Raw genomic sequence first — 400 nt, 5'->3', positions numbered from 1 at the left:
CAACGCCCTCGGGCCCGGCCGCCTCGAGCTCCGCGGCCTCCTGCTGCGCCGCGAGCTCGGCGCGCTGCTGGGCGCGGTCGAGCTGCCAGACGCCCAGGCGCGCGCACACCGCGGCGGCGAGGAGGAACAGCACGAGCAGGCCGACCACGCGGGGCTGGCGGGCGACCGCCCAGAACGAACGGCGGGCGGTGGGCTCGGGCACGACCCCACGGTAGCCGGGCCTCCTGCGAGAACCCGCATCGCGGGCGTCGTACCGGGCGAACCTCACACCGGCGCGGTCCGACGCGGTGCCGGGAGCGACCGGGTCCCGGGACCTAGGACCTTTTCTGCGGTCCCGGACGGACGTCACACCTCCCGGGGCCGTCACGGACCGTGCAGGGCCCCGGTCGATGCGGTTGTA

The 400-nt window shown here is 76.5% G+C and carries 1 protein-coding gene; it reads right to left on the bottom strand.

What is annotated here, in order from left to right:
- Window positions 1–202: SURF1 family cytochrome oxidase biogenesis protein (locus G3I78_RS53365; RefSeq protein WP_203616610.1), on the bottom strand; the 202-nt coding region annotated here is incomplete at its 3' end.
- Window positions 203–400 lie beyond the last annotated feature (198 nt).

Origin of the sequence: Streptomyces sp. SID13726 (assembly GCF_010548375.1) — a bacterium.
GTDB lineage: Bacteria > Actinomycetota > Actinomycetes > Streptomycetales > Streptomycetaceae > Streptomyces.
Note: the sequence above shows the minus strand (reverse complement) of the source record. Positions and strands in the feature narration are given on the sequence as shown.